The sequence below is a fragment of the Variovorax sp. 10N412 genome (assembly GCF_056394985.1).
In genome coordinates this window covers 756409-777867 of record NZ_JBFTIO010000002.1, presented here as the reverse complement: position 1 = coordinate 777867, position 21459 = coordinate 756409, and the positions used below count along the sequence as shown (strand labels likewise).

Annotated in this window: 20 protein-coding genes; 10 read left to right on the top strand and 10 right to left on the bottom strand. The window is 68.9% G+C overall.

Annotation, left to right across the window (positions count from 1 at the left end; genetic code table 11):
* The first annotated feature begins 11 nt into the window (after positions 1-11).
* The 7 genes from AC1DJH_RS09265 (at position 12) to AC1DJH_RS09235 (ending at position 9406) form a co-directional block, all read left to right on the top strand.
* The gene (locus AC1DJH_RS09265; protein ID WP_478185477.1) at positions 12-1547 is read left to right on the top strand and encodes a PepSY domain-containing protein; all 1536 of its coding nucleotides are present in this window, start codon (positions 12-14) and stop codon (positions 1545-1547) included.
* A 47-nt stretch (positions 1548-1594) separates the two neighbouring features.
* Entirely contained in the window at positions 1595-2272 is a 678-nt protein-coding gene (locus AC1DJH_RS09260) for an energy-coupling factor ABC transporter permease (protein ID WP_478185476.1), read from the top strand.
* A gap of 124 nt (positions 2273-2396) precedes the next feature.
* Positions 2397-3464 (top strand): cobalamin biosynthesis protein CobW, encoded by a 1068-nt coding sequence (gene cobW, locus AC1DJH_RS09255; RefSeq protein WP_478185475.1) that lies wholly within the window; start codon positions 2397-2399, stop codon positions 3462-3464.
* Positions 3465-3483: 19 nt separating this feature from the next.
* A complete protein-coding gene (gene cobN, locus AC1DJH_RS09250) occupies positions 3484-7320 on the top strand; it encodes a cobaltochelatase subunit CobN (RefSeq protein WP_478185474.1) in 3837 nt (1278 codons plus the stop codon).
* The gene (locus AC1DJH_RS09245; protein WP_478185473.1) at positions 7317-8393 is read left to right on the top strand and encodes a magnesium chelatase ATPase subunit I; all 1077 of its coding nucleotides are present in this window, start codon (positions 7317-7319) and stop codon (positions 8391-8393) included. Before cobN ends, AC1DJH_RS09245 begins: the two co-directional genes overlap by 4 nt.
* Before the next feature lie 140 nt (positions 8394-8533).
* Positions 8534-9031, top strand: a complete 498-nt coding sequence (locus AC1DJH_RS09240) for a vWA domain-containing protein (RefSeq protein ID WP_478185496.1) — start codon at positions 8534-8536, stop codon at positions 9029-9031.
* Between the two features lie 42 nt (positions 9032-9073).
* Positions 9074-9406 (top strand): DUF1090 family protein, encoded by a 333-nt coding sequence (locus AC1DJH_RS09235; protein ID WP_478185472.1) that lies wholly within the window; start codon positions 9074-9076, stop codon positions 9404-9406.
* Between the two features lie 52 nt (positions 9407-9458).
* Here the strand turns inward: AC1DJH_RS09235 and AC1DJH_RS09230 are convergent, their stop codons facing one another.
* The 5 genes from AC1DJH_RS09230 to AC1DJH_RS09210 all read right to left on the bottom strand — a co-directional run bounded on the left by AC1DJH_RS09230 (position 9459) and on the right by AC1DJH_RS09210 (position 14260).
* Positions 9459-9947 (bottom strand): SET domain-containing protein, encoded by a 489-nt coding sequence (locus AC1DJH_RS09230; RefSeq protein WP_472114437.1) that lies wholly within the window; start codon positions 9945-9947, stop codon positions 9459-9461.
* A 28-nt stretch (positions 9948-9975) separates the two neighbouring features.
* On the bottom strand, positions 9976-11169 hold the full coding sequence (locus AC1DJH_RS09225; protein WP_478185471.1) for a GAF domain-containing sensor histidine kinase: 1194 nt from the start codon (positions 11167-11169) through the stop codon (positions 9976-9978).
* A 133-nt stretch (positions 11170-11302) separates the two neighbouring features.
* On the bottom strand, positions 11303-12247 hold the full coding sequence (locus tag AC1DJH_RS09220; protein ID WP_478185470.1) for an ABC transporter substrate-binding protein: 945 nt from the start codon (positions 12245-12247) through the stop codon (positions 11303-11305).
* A gap of 37 nt (positions 12248-12284) precedes the next feature.
* Complete coding sequence (locus AC1DJH_RS09215) at positions 12285-13136, bottom strand: PA4780 family RIO1-like protein kinase (protein ID WP_435438510.1); 852 nt, start codon at positions 13134-13136, stop codon at positions 12285-12287.
* A complete protein-coding gene (locus tag AC1DJH_RS09210) occupies positions 13133-14260 on the bottom strand; it encodes a GNAT family N-acetyltransferase (RefSeq protein ID WP_478185469.1) in 1128 nt (375 codons plus the stop codon). The genes AC1DJH_RS09215 and AC1DJH_RS09210 overlap by 4 nt, the downstream gene beginning before the upstream one ends.
* Before the next feature lie 353 nt (positions 14261-14613).
* On the opposite strand from AC1DJH_RS09210, the gene AC1DJH_RS09205 reads away from it, so the two are divergent.
* Positions 14614-15705 carry a hypothetical protein gene (locus tag AC1DJH_RS09205; protein WP_478185468.1) on the top strand — a complete coding sequence of 364 codons (1092 nt, stop codon included), beginning with the start codon at positions 14614-14616 and terminating at the stop codon, positions 15703-15705.
* Positions 15706-15813: 108 nt separating this feature from the next.
* On the top strand, positions 15814-16542 hold the full coding sequence (locus tag AC1DJH_RS09200; RefSeq protein WP_478185467.1) for an NAD-dependent epimerase/dehydratase family protein: 729 nt from the start codon (positions 15814-15816) through the stop codon (positions 16540-16542).
* 244 nt (positions 16543-16786) lie between these two features.
* Here AC1DJH_RS09200 and AC1DJH_RS09195 read toward each other — a convergent pair whose 3' ends face one another.
* On the bottom strand, positions 16787-17536 hold the full coding sequence (locus tag AC1DJH_RS09195) for an SDR family NAD(P)-dependent oxidoreductase (protein ID WP_478185466.1): 750 nt from the start codon (positions 17534-17536) through the stop codon (positions 16787-16789).
* Between the two features lie 129 nt (positions 17537-17665).
* Positions 17666-18628: a GlxA family transcriptional regulator gene (locus AC1DJH_RS09190; protein WP_478185465.1), complete on the bottom strand. Its 963-nt coding sequence runs from the start codon at positions 18626-18628 to the stop codon at positions 17666-17668.
* 109 nt (positions 18629-18737) lie between these two features.
* On the opposite strand from AC1DJH_RS09190, the gene AC1DJH_RS09185 reads away from it, so the two are divergent.
* Positions 18738-19040, top strand: coding sequence for an antibiotic biosynthesis monooxygenase (locus tag AC1DJH_RS09185; RefSeq protein ID WP_435484123.1), 303 nt, complete (start codon positions 18738-18740; stop codon positions 19038-19040).
* A gap of 7 nt (positions 19041-19047) precedes the next feature.
* Here the strand turns inward: AC1DJH_RS09185 and AC1DJH_RS09180 are convergent, their stop codons facing one another.
* The 3 genes from AC1DJH_RS09180 to AC1DJH_RS09170 form a co-directional block, all read right to left on the bottom strand.
* Positions 19048-19932: a LysR family transcriptional regulator gene (locus AC1DJH_RS09180; protein WP_478185464.1), complete on the bottom strand. Its 885-nt coding sequence runs from the start codon at positions 19930-19932 to the stop codon at positions 19048-19050.
* A 164-nt stretch (positions 19933-20096) separates the two neighbouring features.
* Positions 20097-20453 (bottom strand): DUF2845 domain-containing protein, encoded by a 357-nt coding sequence (locus AC1DJH_RS09175; RefSeq protein ID WP_478185463.1) that lies wholly within the window; start codon positions 20451-20453, stop codon positions 20097-20099.
* A 147-nt stretch (positions 20454-20600) separates the two neighbouring features.
* Positions 20601-21002 (bottom strand): hypothetical protein, encoded by a 402-nt coding sequence (locus AC1DJH_RS09170; RefSeq protein WP_478185462.1) that lies wholly within the window; start codon positions 21000-21002, stop codon positions 20601-20603.
* Positions 21003-21459 lie beyond the last annotated feature (457 nt).

The following is a 21459-nucleotide window of genomic DNA, read 5'->3' as shown; positions in this document are numbered from 1 at the left end:
TGAATTCCGGCATGACCTCCGCATGGCGCCGCGCCTGGCCGCGCGTGCGGCACTGGCTCTACTGGACGCACCGGTGGCTGGGCATCGGCGGCTGCCTGCTGTTCGTCATGTGGTTCGCCTCGGGCGTGGTGATGATGTACGTGGGGTACCCCAACCTCACGGACCAGGAACGGCTGGCAGGGCTCGCACCGTTGCGCTTCGGGCAGGCGCAGGTATCGCCCGCAGCAGCGCTGCAGGCGCTGCCGCAGGACGTGCGCGCGCAGCCCCCGCGGCGCATGGGGCTGGAGATGCAGGGCGGCAGCGACGCCGGGCCGGTCTGGCGCATCGTCGATGCGCGCGGCGGCCGGCACACCGTGTCGGCGCGCGATGGCCATGTGCACGGCCCGGTCGATGCCGCGCAGGCCGAGGCCATCGCACGCGCCTTCTCCGGCCATGCCGGTGCGCGCTGGGCCGAGACGCTGGAGCGCGACCAGTGGACCGTGCCGCAGGGCCTGAACCCGCTGCGTCCGCTGCACCGCATCGAGGTGAACGACGCGGCCGGCACCGAGCTGTACGTGTCTCAGCGCAACGGCGAGGTGGTGCGCGACACCACGCGCCCGGAGCGCTTCTGGAACTGGCTGGGCTCGGTGCCGCACTGGATCTACTTCACTCCGCTGCGCGCCGATCCGCCGCTGTGGCACGACGTGGTGGTGTGGCTGTCGGCGGCGTGCATCGTCTCGGCCGTGACGGGCATGGTCATCGGCATCCTGCGGGTGCGTGTGCGGCGCAGGTTCCGCAACGGGGTGGTCACGCCTTACGCGGGCTGGATGGCCTGGCACCACATCGCCGGGCTGATCGGCGGTTTCTTCGTGCTGACGTGGATCATCAGCGGCTGGCTCTCGATGAACCCCAACGGCTGGTTCCAGCGCGGGCCGCTCGACGCGGCCGCCATGGCGCGCTATACCGGGGCCGGTGCGGCGCCGTTTCCTTGGCCGCCGGCCTCGTTGCCCTCAGGCGAGGACGAGAGCGCCCCGCGCGAGGCCGTGTTGCTGTGGTTCTACGGCAAGCCGCTGCTGCAGTTGCGCGACGCCAAGGCGCGCGTGCGCGTGGTCGACGCCGCCAGCGGCGCGCCGGCCGCCATCGGCAAGCCAGACATCCTGCATGCCGCCGCCCGCCTGCGGCCCGGCGCCGCCGTGACGCAGGCCGTGCTGCAGACCCGCGAAGACTTCCACTGGTACGGCCACCACCGTGAGCGCGTGCTGCCCGTGTGGCGCCTGCAATTCGACGACCCGGCGCGCACCTGGGTCTACGTGGACGCCGCCAGCGGCCAGGTCGCGGGCAGCAACGACAGCAGTTCGCGCCTGCGGCGCTGGCTGTTCAACGCCGCGCACAGTCTCGACTTTCCCTGGCTCATCCAGTACCGGCCGGCCTGGGACTTCGTTATGTGGCTGCTGTCCATCATCGGCGCGGTGGCCTCGGCCAGCGGCGTGGTGATCGGCTGGCGCCGGCTGCGGCGCAAGCCGGGGCGGACGACTGCCTCGAAGGGGCTTGCGCAAGCCAGCCCCTGAACCAACAATCAACTTTCGCACTGCGGTGCATTTTCAGGAGGTGCTCGATGCACATCGAACCAGGTCTCGTTGACGGATCCAAGATTTTTCTCAGCTACGCGACGGCCGCCGCCGCGCTGGCCTACACAGGCAAGGTGGCCTTCGACACCCTCATGAAGGACGGGCCCGCCGCCCTGGTGCTGCGCTCGGCCATTGCCGTGGCGCTGGTGTTCTGCTTCTTCGAGGTGCTGCCGCACCACCCGGTGGGTGTGTCGGAGGTGCACCTGATCCTCGGCACGACGCTGCTGCTGGTCTTCGGCCTGGCGCCTGCGGCCATCGGCCTGGCGGGCGGCCTGCTCATCCAGGGCCTGTTCTTCGAGCCGCAGGACATTCCCCAGTTCGGCATGAACGTCACCACCTTGCTGGTGCCCCTGTTCGCAACGGCCGCATTGGCGCAGCGAATCGTTCCCAAAAACGTGGCCTATGTGGACCTCAGCTACCAGCAGGCCTTCAAGCTGTCGGTGGCCTACCAGGGCGGCATCGTGGTGTGGGTCGGCTTCTGGGCGCTCTTCGGGCGCGGCACGGGACTCGAGAATCTCGGCCAGATCGCCAGCTTCGGCGCGGCCTACATGACCGTCGTGCTGGTCGAGCCGCTGGTCGACCTGGGCGTGCTGGCGGCGGCCAAGGGCTGGCGCCGCCTGCAGGGAACTGCCTTCGTCGAGCGCCGGCTGTACAGCGCCGCCTGAATCGCCAGGCCTCTCGCTTCTTTTTTCGGGAGCGCCCCCGGCAAGTGCCGCGGGCGCTCCTGCCATTCATCGCGGTGGCCACGGCCGCCACCTGGCTGCCCCGGCCGCTGAAAGAACATCTCCCATGACACAAGCAAGCAACGCCAAGATCCCCGTCACCATCGTCACGGGCTTCCTCGGCAGCGGCAAGACCACGCTGCTGCGCCACATCCTGGGCAATGCCGAGGGCCGCCGCATCGCGGTGATCGTCAACGAGTTCGGCGAGCTGGGCATCGACGGCGAAATTCTTCGCGGTTGCGGCATCGGCTGTGACGATGAAGGCAACGAGCGCGAAGGCGCGCTGTACGAGCTGGCCAACGGCTGCGTCTGCTGCACCGTGCAGGAAGAATTCCTGCCCGTGATGCTGCAGCTGGCCGAGCGGCGCGGCGACATCGACGCGGTGATCATCGAAACCTCGGGCCTGGCGCTGCCCAAGCCGCTGGTGCAGGCCTTCCAGTGGCCGGACATCGCCAACATCTTCACCGTCGACTCGGTGGTCACGGTGGTGGACGGCCCGGCCGCCGCCTCGGGCCAGTTTGCCGAAAACCCCGCAGCCGTCGACCAGGCCCGCCGCGCCGACCCCAACCTCGACCACGAGTCGCCGCTGCACGAGCTGTTCGAAGACCAGCTCTCGGCCGCCGACCTGGTGGTGCTGAACAAGACCGACCTGATGGACGAGGCCACGCGCGCGCAGGTCGAGGCGCTGGTGCGCGAAGAGCTGCCGCCCGAAGTGAAGATCGTCGCCGCCACCGAGGGCCGGCTGCCGCTCGCGCTGCTGCTGGGCCAGGGCCGCGCGGCCGAGGCCACCATCCACCTGCGCGAAAGCCACCACGACCATGAAGAGGAGCACGATCACGACGAGTTCGACTCGCTCGTCATCGAGCTGCCGCCCGTGGACCGCGACCGCCTGCTGGCCGTGCTGAATCAGCTGGTCGAGCAGCACACCATCTACCGCGTGAAGGGCTTCGTCGCCATTCCCGGCAAGCCGATGCGCCTGCTGGTGCAGGGCGTGGGCCGCCGCTTCGACCACCACTTCGACCGCCGCTGGCGCGATGGCGAGGCGCAGCGCACCCGGCTCGTGTTCATCGGCGAAGACCTGAACGAGGCGTTGCTGCGCAAGGCGCTCGACGAGGTGAGCGCGGTCCCGGCCTGACGCGCGACAGGCTGATCGCATGCACCTGCTGAGCACCCAGCCCGGACGCTTCGTCGAGGACGACAGCGTCGTCACCCGGCTCGACCAGACGCCGGGCGACATCGTGGTGCTCAGCTCGGCCGACACCACGCTCGCGTTGCTCGCGGCGGCGCGCACGGCGCTGGCGGCCACCGACCCCGGCTATCCGTCGCTGCGGCTGGCCAACCTCATGTACCTGAAGCAGCCGGCCTCGCTCGACCTGTACATCGACGAGGTGCTGCAGCACGCGCGCGTGGTGGTGGTCGACCACCTGGGGGCCGAGTCGGCCTGGGCCTACGGGCTGCAGCAGCTGGAAAAGCTCGCGAGGCGCAAAGGCCAGCAGCTCGCCATGTTCTCCGGCGACCTGCAGGAGGACGAAGACCTGCTCGCGCGCGGCACCGTGCCGCGTGACGTGAGCCGCCAGCTGTGGCAGTACACCCGCAACGGCGGCGCGGGCAACGCAATGCAGTTTCTGCGCGCGGTGGCCTTCCACGGCCTGGGCCATGGCCAGGCGCCGCTGCCGCCGCGCAGCCTGCCGCAGGTGGCGCTGCATGTGCCGCGCGGCATGGGTGGCATGGGCGGCATGAACGCGGCGCACACCGTGGCCGGCATCGACGACCTGCGCGCCGGCTGGCACGCCAATGCACCGGTGGTGGCGCTGGTGTTCTATCGCTCGCACCTGCTGTCGGGCAACACCGTGGCCTTCGACGCCATGGCCGCCGCGCTGAGCGCCGAGGGGCTCAACCCGTTGCCGGTCGCACTCGATTCGCTGAAAGACCCGCTGTGCCTGTCGACGTTCCGCGAGCTGTGCGCGGCGCACGAGGTGCAGCTGGTGCTCAACACCACAGCGTTCGCGGCGCTGGGGCAGGGCGCGCAGGACGAAGAAGGCGAAGGCATCGTGTTGGCCGGTGACGCGCCGGTGCTGCAGGTGATCGTGAGCGGCGGCAACCGCGAAGACTGGCTGGCCGACAGCCAGGGCCTGCGCCCGCGAGACATCGCGATGCAGATCGCGCTGCCCGAGATGGACGGGCGCATCATCACGCGCGCCATCAGCTTCAAGGGCCTGTCGCACCGCTGCGAGCTCACGCAGACCGAGGTGGTCAACTACCAGCCCGAGCCCGACCGCGTCACCTTCGTGGCCGAACTGGCGCGGCGCTGGTGCAGGCTGCGCAGCCTGCGCGCCGAAGACAAGCGCGTCGCGCTGATCCTGGCCAACTACCCGGGCAGCGAAGGCCGCATCGGCAGCGGCGTGGGGCTTGACACGCCGGCCTCGGTCATCGGCATCCTGCGCGCGATGCAGGCCGAAGGCTACGTCCTGGGCGGGTCCGATGCCGTGCCCGAAGACGGCGATGCGCTCATGCGCAAGCTGCAGCAAGGCATTGCCAACGACCCCGAACAATGGGCCTCGCGCCCCGCATGGCAGAGCTACGCGCTGGCCGACTACAACGCACGCCTGGCGGCCTTGCCCGACGGCATGGCTGCCGCCATCGACGCGCGCTGGGGCACGCCGGAACAAGACCCGATGGTGCGCCAGGGCCGCTTCATGATCGCCGGCCTGCGGCTGGGCCGCGTGTTCGTCGGCATCCAGCCGGCGCGCTCGCTGGCCGCGCTCGGCACGGCCGACTACGCGAGCTACCACGACGCCGAACTGGTGCCGCCGCACAGCTACCTCGCCTTCTATTTCTGGCTGCGCGACGTGTTCGCCATCGATGCGGTGGTGCACGTGGGCAAGCACGGCAACCTCGAATGGCTGCCCGGCAAGAGCCTGGCGCTGTCGCAGGCCTGCTGGCCCGACGCCATCCTGGGGCCGCTGCCCAACGTGTACCCCTTCATCGTCAACGACCCGGGCGAAGGCGCGCAGGCCAAGCGGCGCACGCAGGCGGTCATCGTCGACCACCTGATGCCGCCGCTCACGCGGGCAGAGAACCACGGCCCGCTGCAAGACCTGGAGCGCCAGGTCGACGAGTACTACGACGCGCTGCTGGTCGACGCGCGCCGCGCCAAGGTGCTGCGCGCGCAGATCCTCGCGGCGGTGCGCGCGCAGCACCTGGTCGAAGAACTCGGCATGCCGGGCGCGGAAGACGACGCCGTGCTCGCGCGCGTCGATGCCTACCTGTGCGAGCTGAAGGAAACGCAGATCCGCGACGGTCTGCATGTGTTCGGCGCGTCGCCGCAGGAGCGCCTTCGGCGCGACACGCTGCTGGCGCTGGCCCGCTACCCCGCGCTGGACGGTGTGGGCGACAACGCCGGGCTGCTGGGCGCGCTGGCCAAGGACCTGCTGCCCGGCGAGGCCTTCGACCCGCTCGACATCGACGCGGCCAGGCCCTGGCAGGGCGCGCGCCCCGCGCTGCTGCAATCGGTCAGCACGGAAGCATGGCGGCACCAGGGCGACACGCGCGAGCGGCTGGAGCTGCTCGCGCAGCAGTTGCTGGAAGAGGGCGCTTGCCCCCAGGAACTCACGCAGACCGCCGCCGTCATGCGCCGCATCGAACGCAGCCTCGCACCCGCGCTCGACGCCTGCGGACCGCAAGAGCTGCGCCAACTGCTGCGCGCGCTGCAAGGCCGCTTCGTGCCCCCGGGCCCGAGCGGCTCGCCTTCGCGCGGCCGGCCCGACGTGCTGCCCACCGGGCGCAACTTCTACGCGGTCGACACCCGCGCCATTCCCACGCCCACCGCCTGGATGCTGGGCCTGAAGTCCGCCGCGCAGCTGGTCGAGCGCCACTTGCAGGAGCACGGCGACTACCCGGTGGCCATGGGCCTGTCGGTGTGGGGCACGGCCACCATGCGCACCGGCGGCGATGACCTGGCGCAGGCGTTCGCGCTCATCGGCGTGCGGCCCAAGTGGGCGCCAGGCAGCCAGCGCGTGGTCGACTTCGAGGTGCTGCCCACGGTGGGCATCGGCCGTCCGCGCATTGACGTCACGCTGCGCATCTCGGGCTTCTTCCGCGACGCCTTTCCCAACGCCGTGCAGATGTTCGATGCCGCCGTGCAGGCCGTGGCCGCGCAGGACGACGAGGACGCCGAGCGCAACCCGATTCGCGCGCGCATCCTGCGCGAGGCCGCAGGGCTGGAAGCGCAGGGCGCCTCGCCCGAGGCCGCGCGCCTGCAGGCCGGCTGGCGCGTGTTCGGCTCGGCGCCCGGCAGCTACGGCTCGGGCCTGCAGCCGCTGTTCGACCAGGGCGACTGGCAGACCGACGACGACCTGTCCAGGGCCTACGTGGGCGGCAGCGCCCACGCCTACGGCCAGGGCAGCGACGGCGTGCCGGCGGCCGACGCGCTGGTGCGGCGCCTGCGCGCCATGAACGTCGTGATGCAGAACCAGGACAGCCGCGAGCACGACCTGCTCGACTCCAACGACTACTACCAGTTCCAGGGCGGCATGGCCGCCGCCGTGCGCCACCTGAGCGGGCAGCAGCCGGCCATGTACCACGGCGACCACGGCAACCCGCAGGCGCCGCGCGTGCGCACGCTGAAGGAAGAAATCAGCCGCGTGATCCGCTCGCGCGTGGTCAACCCCAAGTGGGTCGACGGCGTGAAGCGCCACGGCTACAAGGGCGCCTTCGAGATGGCCGCCACGGTGGACTATCTGTTCGGTTTCGACGCCACCGCGCGCGTGGTCGGCGACCACCAGTACGCGATGGTGGCCGACGCCTACGTGCTCGACGCGGCCACGCGCGACTTCGTGAGCGAACACAACCCGCGCGCGCTGCACGACATGCTGAGCCGGCTGCTGGAGGCCATGCAGCGCGGCCTGTGGCAGCAACCCGGCGACTACAAGAACCAGTTGGAAAACCTGCTGCTCGACCACGAGCAGCAGATGGAAGGACTCCCCCGATGACCTCAGCCGCCCCGATGCCGGTGCCTTTTCCCTTTGCCGCCATTGCCGGGCAGCCCCTGCTGCGCCAGGCGCTGCTGCTGGCCGCCGTCGACCCCGGCCTGGGCGGCGTGCTCATCGAGGGCCCGCGCGGCACCGCCAAGACCACGGCGGCGCGCGCACTGGCCGAGCTGCTGCCGGGCGCGCCCTTCGTCACGCTGCCGCTGGGCGCGAGCCTGGAAAGCCTGGTCGGCACGCTCGACCTGGGCCAGGCGCTGGCCGGCCATGAACTCAAGTTCGCGCCGGGCCTGCTGGCGCGTGCACACGGGGGCGTGCTGTACGTGGACGAAATCAACCTGCTGCCCGACGCGCTGATCGACTCGCTGCTCGATGCGGCCGCCAGCGGCGTGAACGTGGTGGAGCGCGACGGCATCTCGCACCGGCATGCCGCGCGCTTCGTGCTGGTGGGCACCATGAACCCGGAAGAGGGCACGCTGCGCCCGCAGCTGCTCGACCGCTTCGGCCTGTGCGTGCAGCTGCGCAACATCGAGGACGCGGCCGAACGCCAGGCCATCGTGCGCGCGCGGCTGGCCTTCGATGCCGACCCGCAGGGCTTTCGCGCGAAGCACGCGCAGGAAGAGGCCGAGCTGGCTGCGGCGCTGGTGCGCGCACGGGCGCTGGTGTCCGATGCGTCGGCGCTGCCCTATGGCGATGCGGTGCATGAAGCCGTGAGCACGCTGTGCATCGAGGCCGGCGTCGACGGCCTGCGTGCCGACCTGGTGATGCTGCGCTGCGCCCGCGCACTGGCGGCGTGGGACGGTGCGGCGTCGATCACCGGCGCGCATGTGCAGCGTGTGGCGGAGGCGGTGCTGCTGCATCGGCGCAAGCCCGGCGGCACGGAGAGCGCGCCGCCGACCCCGGCTCCCGCCAGTCCGTCCGCCAAAGAGAACACAGAGGCGGCCACGAACAACGCCAGCGGCAACAACGACAACGACAGCGAGTGGGGCGCCATGCCCCCCGAGCCTGTAGGCATCGAGCGCGTGAAGCCGCTGCGCCCGCTGATCTCCGCGCAGCAGGCCGCCGCAAAAAAAGCCTGAGCCTCCGGAACACCCCACCCGCTGGCGCACGCCAGGGTGACCGGAGGCAGGGTTCGCAAAGGGACGCATGGCATGGCCCCGCCACGCAGGGCACGTCCTTCGACTGGCCGCGCACCTTCGCGGCCCGTGGCGCAGCGCAACTGCGCCCCGAGCACCTGCGCCGTCGTCCGCAGCAGGCACGCAGCGGCGCGCTGCATTGCCTGCTGCTCGACTGCTCGGCCTCGATGCGCAACGACGGCAACCTTGCGCGCGCCAAGGGCCTGCTGCTCGCGCTGATGCAGGAGGCCTACCAGCGCCGCGACCATGTCGCGCTGCTGTGCTTTGCCGGCGAGGTGGTCGAGCTGCGCCTGCCGCCGCGCCGCGCCAGCGCCTGGAACGACGACTGGGTCGCGCCGATCGCGGCCGGGGGCGGCACGCCGCTGGCGCTGGGCGTGCAACACGCGGGGCAGTTGCTGGCGAAGAGCGAGTCGCGCCAGCGCTGGCTGTGGCTGCTGACCGACGGCCGCTCCAGCGAAAGCCCGCAGCGCCCGGAGGCCGCCGACGTCGCGTGCGTGGTCGACTTCGAGGCGGCGCGCCTGCCGCTGCACCGCGCGCGGCAACTCGCGGCGCAGTGGGACGCGCGCTACCTCACCGTGTAGGGCTGACCGGCGTTTTGCATCGCCGTTGCGTTACCGTGCGGCATGCGCTTCAAAACCTGTTTCCTGTTCCTTGTATTGACCGTGGCGATGCCCGCTTTCGCCCAACCCGCGGCGGTGCCGGACGCTGCGGCCTGCCAGGCCGAGGAGGCATCGCTCGAGCGTGACATCGATCTCGCCCGTTCGCGGGGCCAGATGCTGCGTCGGCAGCAGTTGGCCGAGGCGCTGGGTGCGATGCAGGCACGGTGCAAGGCGCCGGCACCGGCCGGCAGCCGCGCGGCGCGCATCGACAAGCTGGAGCAGGACATCAGGTCGCTGCGCGCACAGCTCGACCGCGCCGAGGAGCAGCTGCGTCAGCTGAAAAGCGAGTCGCCCTGAACACGACGCCAGCGTGCCGCGTGCCCTCGGGCGGGCGGCCGCTCGCCGCGGTTCACGGCATTGGGGGAGCGGCCGCTTCCTCGGGCGCGGCCAGCATCGTCCCTCGGCAGTTCGCCGAGCCGCAATGGCACGGGTACTTCGACGGCGGCGAGCCGTCGTCCGCCGTCAGCGAATAGTCGATGAACAGCTCGTCGCCCGCATCCACCGCCACCAGCGTCTGGAACTTGAGCACCAGCTCGCCGCCTTCGTCGTATTCCTCGACCGCCTCGCAGTTGGGCTCGCACGAGTGATTCAGGTGCCGCGTGGCGTTGCCGCCCTTGGCGCCGTCGATGGTTTCCTGGTTGGTCAGCGTGAACAGGTAGGTCAGCTGGTCGTCCCAGGCCTTGGTCGCGATCTCGGCCTTGGTGTAGCGGCGGCCTTCGTACAGGCCCAGGAAGGCTTCGCCCGGCAGGTCGCGCGTGGCGAAGGCGCCCAGGCCGTGCACGCCGCTGGGGCCCACCCGGATGAAAGGAGTGGACGAGGTCTGCTTGCGATGCTTCATGGGGAAAAAGAAAAAACGGGGGATTCGCTCATGCGGTGGGCAGCGTCGCCAGGAACCGGGTGCCGTCGGCAGCGCTGGACGTGACCTGCAGCGTGCCGCCATGCCCGGCGACGATTTCCGAGGCGATGTACAGGCCCAGCCCCAGCCCGCCACCGGGCTTGCTGTGCGCGGGCCGCCAGTAGGGCTGGAAGATCTTCGCCAGGTCTTCCGCGGGAATGGGCGGGCCGCCGTTGATCACCGAGAGCACCAGCTTGTCGTCCTCGATGGCGGCTCGCACGGTGATGGGCTGGTCTTGCGCGCCGTGCGTCACCGCGTTGCCGAGCAGGTTGGACAGCACCTGCTGGATGCGGCCTTGGTCGCAGCGCACCGCGCGGTTGATGGCGATGTCGTCGCGAATGTCGAGCTTCGGGTTGGCCGCGCGCACTTCGTCGATGACGTCCTTCAGGCCGGAGGCCAGGAAGTCGGCCTCGCGGATGGTCAGGCCCACGCCCGAGCCGAGCCGCGCGCGCGCGAAGTCGAGCACGTCGTCGATCAGCCCCGACATGCGCCGCGTGCTGGCCTTCAGCCGGGTGCCGAGCTTGACGAGGTCGGGCTCCGCGCTGCGGCGCACCAGCAGTTCGGCCGTTGCGCCCACGGCCGACAGCGGGTTGCGCAGGTCGTGCCCCAGCACCGCGATGAATTCTTCGCGCAACTGCGCCGTCGTGCGCTCGGACTGCAGGGCGGTTGCTATGCGCTCCTGGCGGTCTTCGTTTTCCAGCTGCAGCGCGATCAGTTCGGCAAAGGCGGTGAACATCGCCACCACCCGCGCGTCGGACACCGCCGCCGGGCGCGGGTCGATGGCGCACAGGTTGCCGAAGTACTCGCCGTTGCTGTGGATGATGGGCACCGAGATGTAGCTCTCGATGTTGTACAGGCGCGGCGTGTGGTGGTTGAAGTACACCGGGTCGGTGCTGGCGTGGTCGATCACCACCGGCAGCCGGGCCATGCGCGATTCGCTGCACAGCGTGGTGCCCACCTGCAGCTGCCCGCCGGGCTTCAGCCCGAACTGGATGGTGTCTTCCACCGCACAGGCGGTCCAGGTGCCGTCGGTCACGCGGGCCACGGCGGCAAAGCCCATGCCGGTGTTCTGGCAGATGACCTTCAGCAGCGAGGGCACCGCGCTGATGCGGCCGATGGCCGCCACGTCCCGCGCAATGGCTTCTTCGGTATCGACGTCGGCCACTGGAAGCGTTGCGAAAGGAAGGGAGTCGGCGGCGGAGGTCAAAGTCCGGAAATGGTACTTCAGAGGACCATGGCGCGAAACAGCAAAGGACATAGGGTCCGATGCGCCGCGGCCGCAGGGCCCCTGCTGCGGATCAGGGTCGGGGCTCGCCCAGCGAGGCCAGGCAGGCCACGATGGCGTCGGCCGCCTCGTCCAGCCGGGGGCCTGGCCGCATCATCAGGTCGAAGCGCGCCGAGGCGAAGCTGCAGACCCGCCCGCGCTGGATGGCCGACATGGCCGACCAGCCGGGCCGCGCGGCCATGGCAGAGATTTCGCCCAGCGCCGAGACCATCAGCACGTCGGGGTTGGCGCGCACCACGAACTCGGGGCTCATCTTCGGGAACGGTCCCAGCGTGCCCGACACCGCGTTGCCCAGCCCCAGGCGGGCCAGGGTTTCGCCGATGAAGGAGCTTTCGCTGGCCGCCGCCATGCCGCCGTGCACCTCGAAATACACCCGGCGGCCCTGCCAGGCGGCCGGCACGCGGGCCCGGGCGGCGTCCAGCCCTGCGTCGAGCTTGCGCCAGTAGGCCTCGCCCGCACCCGGGCGGCCGGTGGCGCGGGCCACGGTTTCCATCACGCGGCGCAGGTCGGCATGGGTCTTGGCGTCGAGCGCCAGCACCTTGATGCCAAGGCGCTCCAGCGGCTCGGCGGCGCGGCTGCGGGGGCGCAGCAGCACCAGGTCGGGCTTGAGGGCCACGATGCGCTCGATGTTCGCGTCGTCGATGCCGCCCACCTGCGGCAGGCCCTTCACCGAGGCCGGCCAGTTGGCATGGCGGTCGATGCCCACCAGCCGGTCGCAGGCGTCGAGCGCGCACACCGTTTCGGTGAGCGAGGGCATCAGCGACACGATGCGCCGCGCCGGCGCCTGCAGTTCGAGCGTGGTGCCGCGGTCGTCTTCCAGCCGAATGGCCCCCGCGGCATGCGCCGCGGCGCCCAGGCCCAGGGCCACGAAGGCCGTCGCCTTCGCGATCTGGCGCACGGTGCTGGAAAGCGGCGTGTGCCAGTGCAGGGCGGGGTTCGGCAGGGCGGGATAGTTCATCGAGGCGGGGCGGGAAGGCGGCGAAGGCGCAGCCCGCCTATTGTCGCGGCGTCTGCATCCGCAGCAGCCGCGCCGCCTCTTCCATGCGCGCGTCTTCCACCTCGCGCAGCACGTTGCCCAGGTCGACCGGACCGGTTTCGCGCACGAAGCTGCCGGTGAGCTCGGTCTCGGGCCGCAGCAGGCCGCGCTCGTACAGCGCCCAGATCTCGTCGCCGTAGTGCGTGCGCAGCAGGCCGGGCTCGTACTGGCCGAAGAAGTTGCGCAGGTTTTCCACGTCGCGCAGCAGCATGCGCTTGGCGTGGTTGTTGCCCGCGGCGTCGACCGCCTGCGGCAAGTCGATGATGACCGGGCCGTCTTCGGCCAGCAGCACGTTGAACTCCGAGAGGTCGCCGTGCACCACGCCCGCGCACAGCATGCGCATCACCTCCCGCAGCAGGCTGGCGTGGTGGCGCAGCGCGTCTTCGGGCGAAAAGGCCACGTCGTTCAGGCGCGGCGCCGCGTCGCCGTTGGCGTCGGTCACCAGGTCCATCAGCAGCACGCCTTCCAAAAAATTGTGCGGCGTGGGCACGCGCACGCCGGCGGCGGCCAGGCGGTAGAGCGCATCGACCTCGGCGCTCTGCCAGATGGCCTCGGTCACCTGGCGGCCGAACTTGGTGCCCTTGGCCATGGCGCGCGCCTCGCGGGTGTTTTTCACGCGGCGGTTCTCGGTGTAGTCGACGGCTTGGCGAAAGCTGCGCTTGTCGGCCTCCTTGTAGACCTTGGCGCAGCGCGTTTCGTCGCCGCAGCGCACCACGTACACCATGGCCTCCTTGCCGCTCATGAGCTGGCGCACCACGGTGTCGATGAGGCCCTCGTCGATCAATGCCTGCAGTCTGGGGGGTGCTTTCATGGCCGTGCCTCCTGGAAATCCTGTTGTAGAGCCAGTGGCCGTGCCGCGAGGAAGTTCCTCAGGCTTTCCGTGCCGATCTGGTAGAGCCCATCATGCCTGTGCGGCGCAAAGCCTAGTTGGCGGTTGATGGCGAGCATGGGCGCATTGACCTCGGCGTTGCTGGTGACGGCCAGCGTCACCTCGGGGTGGCGCTCGCGCACGAGCTGCAGCATTGCCGCCTTCACGCCCTTGGCCAGGCCCTTGCCGCGCCAGCGGCGGGCCACGGCGGTGAGGTTCTGGTACATGCGGTCGGGCACGCGCTGGCTCCAGTTGGCGTCGCACACCGCGGCCAGTTCGTCGCCGGCCAGCAGCAGCACCAGGAAGTGGTCGCCGCCGCGGCGGTCCAGCTCGGCATACCAGGTGTGATAGCCCTCCAGGTCGTAGCGCAGCGGCGGGCGGTCCAGGTTCGTGGTGGGCGCGTCGTCCAGCAATGCGGACATCGGCGCCATCAGCGTGGCGAGCCGCTCGAAGGGCACGCGGCCCGCATGCACCTCGGCGCGCAGGCCGTGGGCGGGTGCGAAGCCTTCGGCGCGCCAGCGGTCCAGGGCCTGCCAGTCGAGGCCGGCGAAAGCCATGCGGTTCTCGATGGCGCGGTGTCTTTCTTCGGCGCCGACGGCCCGCAGGAAGGCGTGGCCTTCGCTCAGGTGCGTTCTGAGCGTGGCAACGGACTTGCCGTGCGCCTGCATCAGCGTCAGCAAGGCGCGCAGCAGGGCGGTGGCCACGCCGCGCCGCTGGTGCGCACGCAGCACGCCGCCCCAAACGTCGATGAAGGGCGCGAACGCCTCGTGCTCGGGCGTGCCTTCGCGGCGGAAGCTCGCGTTCAAGCTGCCGATGAATTCGCCGTGCGGGCCAACGGCCAGCACGCGGTGGACCACGACCAGCGGGTCTGCCCGAAGCACGCCGTGCCGCGTGTCCGCATCGTCCGGCACCGGCTCGCCGGGGTGGTCTTCCGCATGGCGCAGGCGCCAGTAGGCAAGGGCGCGGGTCCAGCAGTCTTCGCTCGCGCGCTGGGGATCGAAAACGATGGTCTCTGTATGCCGCGCGGCTGCGAGTGCGCAGGCCGTTGCGGCGCGGGTTTCAAGCATGGTGAGCCTTGATTCGAAAAATGAACGGAGCGCCGACGGCACATGCGTGCCGGCGGCGGGCGTTTGAATCGGAGGGCGGCTTGCGAGACGCGGCCTGGGATGGCCGCGCGGGCGGACTGGGCTACACGGCGAACGTGTGAGCGATCAGTTCAGATGAGGCCCGACAAACCGCACGTTGGTAGGGGCTTGAATTGCAGTGTCTTCCATGGCGCACCTCCGCTTTCTGTGTGGTTGTCGAAGCGACGAATGTAGCGGGCCGGCTCGGCGCTGTGAAGTGCCATGTGGTTTTGGCGCATGTGCGCATGCGCGCGTGTGTAGCATCGCCAGCGAAATCCACCACGCATTCATCACCCATGGCGAACACGGAACCGGTCTCCCAGTCGAGCTTTCTCTACTTCACGGGCCAGGGCTCGGACAAGGTCTACCAGGTGCACCTGCGCCCCAAGGACGACGGCTGGGTGGTCGACTACGGCAACGGCCGGCGCGGCGGAACCCTGGCCACCGGCACCAAGACCAGCACCCCGCTTGCCTACGAGGCCGCGCTGAAGATCTACGACAAGGTGGTGAAGGAGAAAACGGGCAAGGGCTACACGCCCGACCAGTCCGGCGCGCTGTACACGTCCACGGATCTGGCCGGCCGCATGAGCGGCGAGCTGCCGCAACTGCCCACGCTGATCCTCGAGGCGCAGGCGGCGCGCTACTTCGACGACCCGGGCTGGGGCCTGCAGGAAAAGGCCGACGGCGAGAACCGCATCCTGCTCATCGAAGGCGACGTTGTGCGCGGCACCAACCGGCGCGGCTTGTTCGTCGACATTCCGCAGGCCTGGGTCGGCGGTGCGCAGCTGCCCACCGGCCGTACGGTGATTGCGGGCGAGCATGTGGGTGACGTGTTCATGGCCTTCGACCTGCTGGAGCTGAGCGGCCAAGACCTGCGCGCCGCGCCGTTCATCGATCGCTTCGGCCATCTGCACAAGCTCGCCGGCCTCGCGCCGTGGATGGTGGTGCTTGCGCTGGAACTCACCCCCGAAGGCAAGCGCAACCGCGCCGCGCAGTTGCTGGCCGCGCATGGCGAGGGCTATGTGCTGAAGGCGCTGGCCGCGCCGTTCAGCGCCGGGCGCAGCAGCACCAGCCTGAAGTTCAAGTTCAACCACAGCGCGACCTGCGAGGTGATTCGCGTCAACGCGCAGCGCTCGGTGGCCGTGGGGCTGCGCGACGAAGCCGGGGCCATGGTCGACCTGGGCAACGTGACCGTGCCGCCCAACGAGGCGCTGCCCGCGGTGGGCACGCTGGTCGAGGTGCGCTACCTGTACCGCTATGCCGGTGGCAAGTTCGAGCAGCCCGTCTACAAGGGCCAGCGGCCGGACATGACGCCGGCCGACGCGCTGCTCTCGCAGGTCACCCGCATCAAGGACCGCAGCGCGGTGCCGGACGACGAGGCCGCCTGACGCGCCGCCGCATGGCGATGGTCCAGCCGCGCGGCCGATTCTTGGTTCTTCCCGCGCGTTCATCGCAGACCTAAGCTTTGCGGCAATGAACAGCCTCGAAGGAAAGCGATGAGCGAGAAAGTGTTTTTGGCGGGCGCCACCGGCGCGGTGGGCGCAGCGTTGATCCCCTTGTTGCTCGATGCGGGCTACACCGTGTACGGCAGCACGCGTCGCGCCGAGCGCACGGCCGCGCTGCAGGCGCAGGGCGTGCACCCGGTGGTCGTCGACGTGTTCGATGCCCCGGCGCTGAAGGCGGCGCTGGTGCGCATCGCGCCCTGGGCCGTGGTCCATCAGCTGACCGACCTGCCCAAGGACCTGGACCCCGCACGCATGACCGAAGCCGCCGCCCTCAATGCCCGCGTGCGCACCGAAGGCACGCGCAACCTCGTGGCCGCCGCACAGGCCGCGGGTTCGAAGCGGCTGGTGGCGCAGAGCATCGCCTGGGCCTATGCGCCGGGCCCCAAGCCATTCACCGAAGACCGGCCGCTCGATGTCGACGCGCAATGCGCTCGCCGTGTGAGCGTCGACGGCGTGGTGGCGCTGGAGCAGGCCGTGCTGGGCGCGCAAGGGATCACGGGCACGGTGCTGCGCTACGGCCAGCTCTACGGCCCGGGCACGTCGACGGCCGAGCCCAAGGGCGCGAGCCCGGTGCATGTCGAGGCGGCGGCGCGCGCTGCATTGCTGGCGCTGCGGCACGCGACGGGCGGCGTCTTCAACATCGCGGAAGACGGGGCCGAGGTCAGCAGCGAGAAGGCGAAGCGCGCGCTGGGCTGGCGCTCTGTGCCGGGGCGGTGGTAGGGCCTAGCGCACCCGGTCCCCGTCGCGCACCGACTCCACATCGGCAAGACGGTCTTCACAGACGCGTCCTTGTGTTGGTCAGCGGGATGTAGCCGCCATCGTTGACAGGCTGCCCGCAACGCTCAAGACCTTGTTGATCGGGCTCGGCCAACATGGCGCACCCCACGTAAAAAAGGCGCCGAGTCCGACCGGCGGTCGAGACTCGGCGTCTTTCGCTTGACGGCCTCCGGCAAGGCCAGGCCGATCAGGCGCGCTGGCCGCCGGAGGCGGTGATCCGCTCGCCGGTCACCCAGGCCGAATCATCGGAGGCCAGCAAAAGAGCTGCGCGAGCGATGTCTTCAGGCTGGCCCGGACGACCGAACGGAATCGTTGCGACGATGGCCTTGACGGACTCTTCCGGCCAACCCAGCGCCGCGATGCCTTCGGTGATGGTGGCCCCAGGTGCGAGGGTGTTGACGCGGATCTTCTTCGGCGCGAGTTCTACCGAGGTCACGCGCGTGATGGCGTCGACGGCGCTCTTGCTCGCTGCGTAGATCACCGAGTTGGGCATGAAGCCGACGCTGGCGATGGAGCTGATGTTGACGATGCTGCCGCCGTTCGGGCCGAAGTATTTCGCCGCCTCTTGCGTCGCGGTGATCACGCCCAGCACGTTCGTGGTGAACTGGCGATGAAATTCCTGCTCCGTCGCGGATTCGAGAGGTCCGAAGGCGTAGACGCCCGCGTTGTTCACCAGGATGTCGAGCGTGCCGAAGGCCCGCTTCGACTCTTCGAACAGTCGCTTGATATCGGCGGTCTTCGAGAAGTCGGCCTGGATGGCGACGGCCTTGCCGCCGGAACTCTCGATCTCGGCGACCAAGGCATGCGCCGCTTCCTTGCTGGTCGAGTAGTTCACGACGACCGAGGCGCCCGACTGGGCGAAAAGCTTGGCGATTCCGGCGCCGATCCCTTTGGAGGCGCCGGTGACGATGGCGACCTTGCCGTTAAGTGTGGTCATGATTTCTGTCCTTTGGTTTTACGGCGCCACTGTTGGCGTCTGAAAGGACTGTCGTCGATCGATGCACCCGCGGGTAGGTGCGTCGGCAACTAAGACTTATCCGTCAAATGGATCGCTGACCACCCGTCATCAGACCCGCGCGCGCAACTCCCTCACACCGCGACCAAGCTTGCGTCGCAACAGGACGCGCAAAGTCACTCCGTCGGAGTACCCGATCTGCGTGGCGATCTGATCGATGCTTTCGCTGCCCGTGCGCAAGAGATGCACCGCACGCTCGACTCGCAGGTCCTGGAAGTACGACAACGGGGTCTTGCCCAACACGCTGTGCAGGCGCCGTGCCAGCGTGCGTTTGCTGGCGCCGACTGCGACGGCCGCTTCTTCGAGCGAGAAGCCTCGCGCGAGTTGTTGCCGGGCCCAGCCCTCGAAGCGCTCGACCACGGGGTCGGCGTGAGAGAGGTGATCGGGGATGACGAACCCGGCTTGCGAGCCGCGCGCTTCGACCAGCAGATAGCGCGCCGCCAGCGCCGCGAGCTCCGGGCTGCGGCTGCGGACAATGCTCAGCGCAAGGTCGAGATGAGCCAAGGCCGCGCCGGCCGTGATGAAGCGCGCGGAGTTCACGAGCATGTGGGTCTCGTCCAGCAAGACCTTCGCGTAGCGGAGCCGAAACATCGGAGCCAGCCACCACGACGTCGTGGCGCGCTGACCGTCAAGCAGTGCGCTCTCGGCCAGCACAAATGTGCCGGTGCATGCGGCGCCAGCGACCGCACCGGACTTCGACCACTGCTGCAATGCGACGGCCGCGTCGGCCACGTCGGCGTGCGCGAGTCGCGCCGCGAGCGTGTCCGGCATCTTGGCGCCGAGCGCAGGCACGAGCACGACGTCGGGCTTCACCGCACCGTGCACAGGTACCACCGGCACGGTCAGCCCCTGCGCGGTTCGCACCCGCCGTCGCACCCCGACCAACGTCACTTCAACAGGCGACGGCGCGTGCGCGAGCGACCCTGCCAGTTGGTTCGCGGTGCCGAGCGTGTCGGTAAGGGCCGCAAGGCCCAGGTCGAACACGCCGTCGAGAACCAGAATGTGGATGCGCATGGCAACAATGGTATCAATATTGGCCTTCTTGCCACTGGCTGATTGCCCGGGCGGCGCAGAGACTTGCGACTCGCCGGTTCATTCACCTGTTCAACGAGAGAAGTACGCCATGTCCAAATTTGCCCTGTTCGTCCGTCTCGAAGCCAAGCCCGGCCAGGAGACTGCGCTTGCCGCCTTCCTGGCCGGGGCGTTGCCGCTCGCCAATGCCGAGTCGGGCACCACCACCTGGTTCGCATTGAAGTTCGGCCCATCGACGTTCGGTGTCTTCGACACCTTTGCCGACGAGGAAGGCCGACAAGCGCATCTGGATGGCCCGATCGCCGCGGCGTTGATGGCCAACGCAGCGGCGTTGCTCAGCACCCCGCCGAACATCGAGAAGATCGATCTGCTCGCGGCGAAATTGCCTGGCTGACCAAAGCCTAGCGACGCAGTTCCGCGATCAGGTACTCGACCAGCGCGCGTGCCGAGGGCTTCGGGGTTCGACCTGGCGTGAACATGCCGTGGGCCTCGACTTCGCCCATCGTCCAATCGGGAAGCAGTTGAATCAACGAGCCGCTGGCGAGTTCGGCGCGACAGCCCCAGAGCGCTGTGGTCACGACACCCATTCCCGCCACGGCAGCGGCGACGGACGCCTCGTTGCCGGTGACGGTCAGTCGGCTGTTGATGCGGGCCGACACGCGTTGCCCATCCTTCTGAAATGACCATGTGCCCGCGCTCGTGCCGGCAGGTCCCACGATGGCTGCGTGGGCGGCCAAGTCGTCAGGCGTCCTAGGCACTCCTCTCGCCTTCAGATAAGTCGGTGACGCCACGATCACTCGCTGCGTTCGGCCGATCAGGCGTGCGGTGGCCGTCGAGTCCGCCAACTCGCCGAGGCGGAGCGCGACATCGACTCCGTCCTTGACGGTGTCTTGCCTTCGATCGCTCATCAACAAGCTGACGTTCAGCGAAGGATGGCGCGCAAGAAAGCCCGGCATCACAGGGACGATCTCGCGCACTCCGAAGCTTCCAGGCATTGCAATGCGAAGTGAGCCACGCAGCTCCCGCGATCCGCGAGCCTGGTGATCGGCCTCCTCGAGCGAGGCCAGAATCTCTTCGACGCGGGTCAGATATTCGTTGCCCACATCGGTCAGCGTGACAGCTCGCGTGGTGCGAGCGATCAATGCGCCGCCAACGTCCTTTTCGAGCGCCGCGATGATGCGCGACACCGAAGGCTGTGAAAGGTCGAGCTCGCGCGCCGCAGCAGAGAAGCTTCCCGTGCGGGCCACGCGTACGAAAAGGCGAAGCGCCAGCAGTTTGTCGTTCATGCGAGGAATGGTTCGAGGATCGATCGGGCGCTGCCAATATCTCACATGGCAAATGCTGACGATCCCCGGACCGAAACGCCGAGCGAGTTTGGCCCTTGACAGCTTCGCGCCCAGCTTGCTCTCGGGCGCGCTGTCTTTCGATAGACAGGCTGCGAAACTCACACCTACCGCACCCGGTCCCCATCGCGCACCGATTCCACCGTGCCGTTGAAGAAGCGCACGATGCCGAGGAAGCTGCCTTCGCCGCGGTAATACGTCCAGTCTTCCATCGGCACGCATTGCTGCGTGACGACCTGCTGGGCCGGGCCGCCGGGGTACTGCGACGGAATCCACACGACCTGCGGGCGCGGCACGCAGACGAATTCGCGTGACACCGGGTCGCCGCATTTCTGCACGACCGAGAACTTGGAGTCGCCTGCGCCGGAGAGCCTGCCGTTGCAGTTGAGCGATTGGGCGGATGCGCTGCCGATGCACAGCAAGGCGGCACACAGGAAAGAGGCGCTTGCGAACAGGGTGTGCATGGTGGGCGTTGCCAGCTGAACGGCTTTGGAGACCTGCGACTTTACCGGCGCGATCTGCTGGCCGGTGAATGTTCGTTTCGCACTGGTAAGCCTGGTCGTCGCGGCCCGAGGCGATGAGGTCAGCGGGACCGGGTTCGTATCAACCGGCTACAGACCCAACAACTTCAAGGAGACTGCGACGCTCTCGGGCTTTGCGTGGCCGGCCACTGCCTCGGTCAGTGAGACCTTTTCCTCAGCCCGCAGTGGGGAGTCCGCATGCAGCAGCAGGCTGTCGGGGCTGGCGAATTGTCGGAACCAAGGCTCCCCCTGTTCTCTTAAAAAGCGCTCCAGATCGTCGACGCAGCGCTCGTAGGTGCTGCCTGTTTCGGCATTGAAGCGCAGGTGATAGCGCCCTTCACGCAGCTTGTCCGGATCGCTGAAGGGGCCGCTCAGCGCTGCAGCGGCAAATGTGTCGTTGAGCACGCGAATGCCGAAGTGGACCTGGATTTCGACTGTCGCACTGATGGCTGGATACGAACTACCCGAACGATGAACGTGAACGAAGTCCACCGTGTGTGAATGGTGGCGCGTCCGACGGATGCCATCTCGGAATGGTACAGATCGAATGGCGCGACCGACAAAATCCCTGGGGCTGGAAACCGTCTCCAGCGCCTCCCAATCTTGTCGGCGCGAGCGCGACAAGATTGGGCGGGCGAATCAGGCTCCTGAAACGCGGCCGCACTGATCAGGCTTCGACAACAATCGGGCACCGCCAGACCTTCTTCGCGGGCTCACAACGATGTCATTGGGAGCGTGTGCGCGCAGTGCGCTAGAGACTTCGAGCTCAAACGCCTCACAAGCGAATCGAAGGCGACAGGCATTCAGATCGAGTTCGACGAGGTTCCTTGATAGAGGTGGCTGATACCGACCATCCGACCCGACGCTGGTTGAGCGACCGCGGCACTTCTCGAAGCTGAAGCTGGTTGGCCATGATCTCGACGCCGGCGGCGCGCACCCGCGATGGCAC

Bases quoted from the DNA above. Each gene is read 5' to 3' on its own strand.
- AC1DJH_RS09265 (WP_478185477.1), top strand. From the start codon at position 12: ATGACCTCCGCATGGCGCCGCGCCTGGCCGCGCGTGCGGCACTGGCTC.
- AC1DJH_RS09260 (WP_478185476.1), top strand. From the start codon at position 1,595: ATGCACATCGAACCAGGTCTCGTTGACGGATCCAAGATTTTTCTCAGC.
- cobW (WP_478185475.1), top strand. From the start codon at position 2,397: ATGACACAAGCAAGCAACGCCAAGATCCCCGTCACCATCGTCACGGGC.
- cobN (WP_478185474.1), top strand. From the start codon at position 3,484: ATGCACCTGCTGAGCACCCAGCCCGGACGCTTCGTCGAGGACGACAGC.
- AC1DJH_RS09245 (WP_478185473.1), top strand. From the start codon at position 7,317: ATGACCTCAGCCGCCCCGATGCCGGTGCCTTTTCCCTTTGCCGCCATT.
- AC1DJH_RS09235 (WP_478185472.1), top strand. From the start codon at position 9,074: ATGCGCTTCAAAACCTGTTTCCTGTTCCTTGTATTGACCGTGGCGATG.
- AC1DJH_RS09230 (WP_472114437.1), bottom strand. From the start codon at position 9,947: ATGAAGCATCGCAAGCAGACCTCGTCCACTCCTTTCATCCGGGTGGGC.
- AC1DJH_RS09220 (WP_478185470.1), bottom strand. From the start codon at position 12,247: ATGAACTATCCCGCCCTGCCGAACCCCGCCCTGCACTGGCACACGCCG.
- AC1DJH_RS09215 (WP_435438510.1), bottom strand. From the start codon at position 13,136: ATGAAAGCACCCCCCAGACTGCAGGCATTGATCGACGAGGGCCTCATC.
- AC1DJH_RS09210 (WP_478185469.1), bottom strand. From the start codon at position 14,260: ATGCTTGAAACCCGCGCCGCAACGGCCTGCGCACTCGCAGCCGCGCGG.
- AC1DJH_RS09205 (WP_478185468.1), top strand. From the start codon at position 14,614: ATGGCGAACACGGAACCGGTCTCCCAGTCGAGCTTTCTCTACTTCACG.
- AC1DJH_RS09200 (WP_478185467.1), top strand. From the start codon at position 15,814: ATGAGCGAGAAAGTGTTTTTGGCGGGCGCCACCGGCGCGGTGGGCGCA.
- AC1DJH_RS09195 (WP_478185466.1), bottom strand. From the start codon at position 17,536: ATGACCACACTTAACGGCAAGGTCGCCATCGTCACCGGCGCCTCCAAA.
- AC1DJH_RS09190 (WP_478185465.1), bottom strand. From the start codon at position 18,628: ATGCGCATCCACATTCTGGTTCTCGACGGCGTGTTCGACCTGGGCCTT.
- AC1DJH_RS09185 (WP_435484123.1), top strand. From the start codon at position 18,738: ATGTCCAAATTTGCCCTGTTCGTCCGTCTCGAAGCCAAGCCCGGCCAG.
- AC1DJH_RS09180 (WP_478185464.1), bottom strand. From the start codon at position 19,932: ATGAACGACAAACTGCTGGCGCTTCGCCTTTTCGTACGCGTGGCCCGC.
- AC1DJH_RS09175 (WP_478185463.1), bottom strand. From the start codon at position 20,453: ATGCACACCCTGTTCGCAAGCGCCTCTTTCCTGTGTGCCGCCTTGCTG.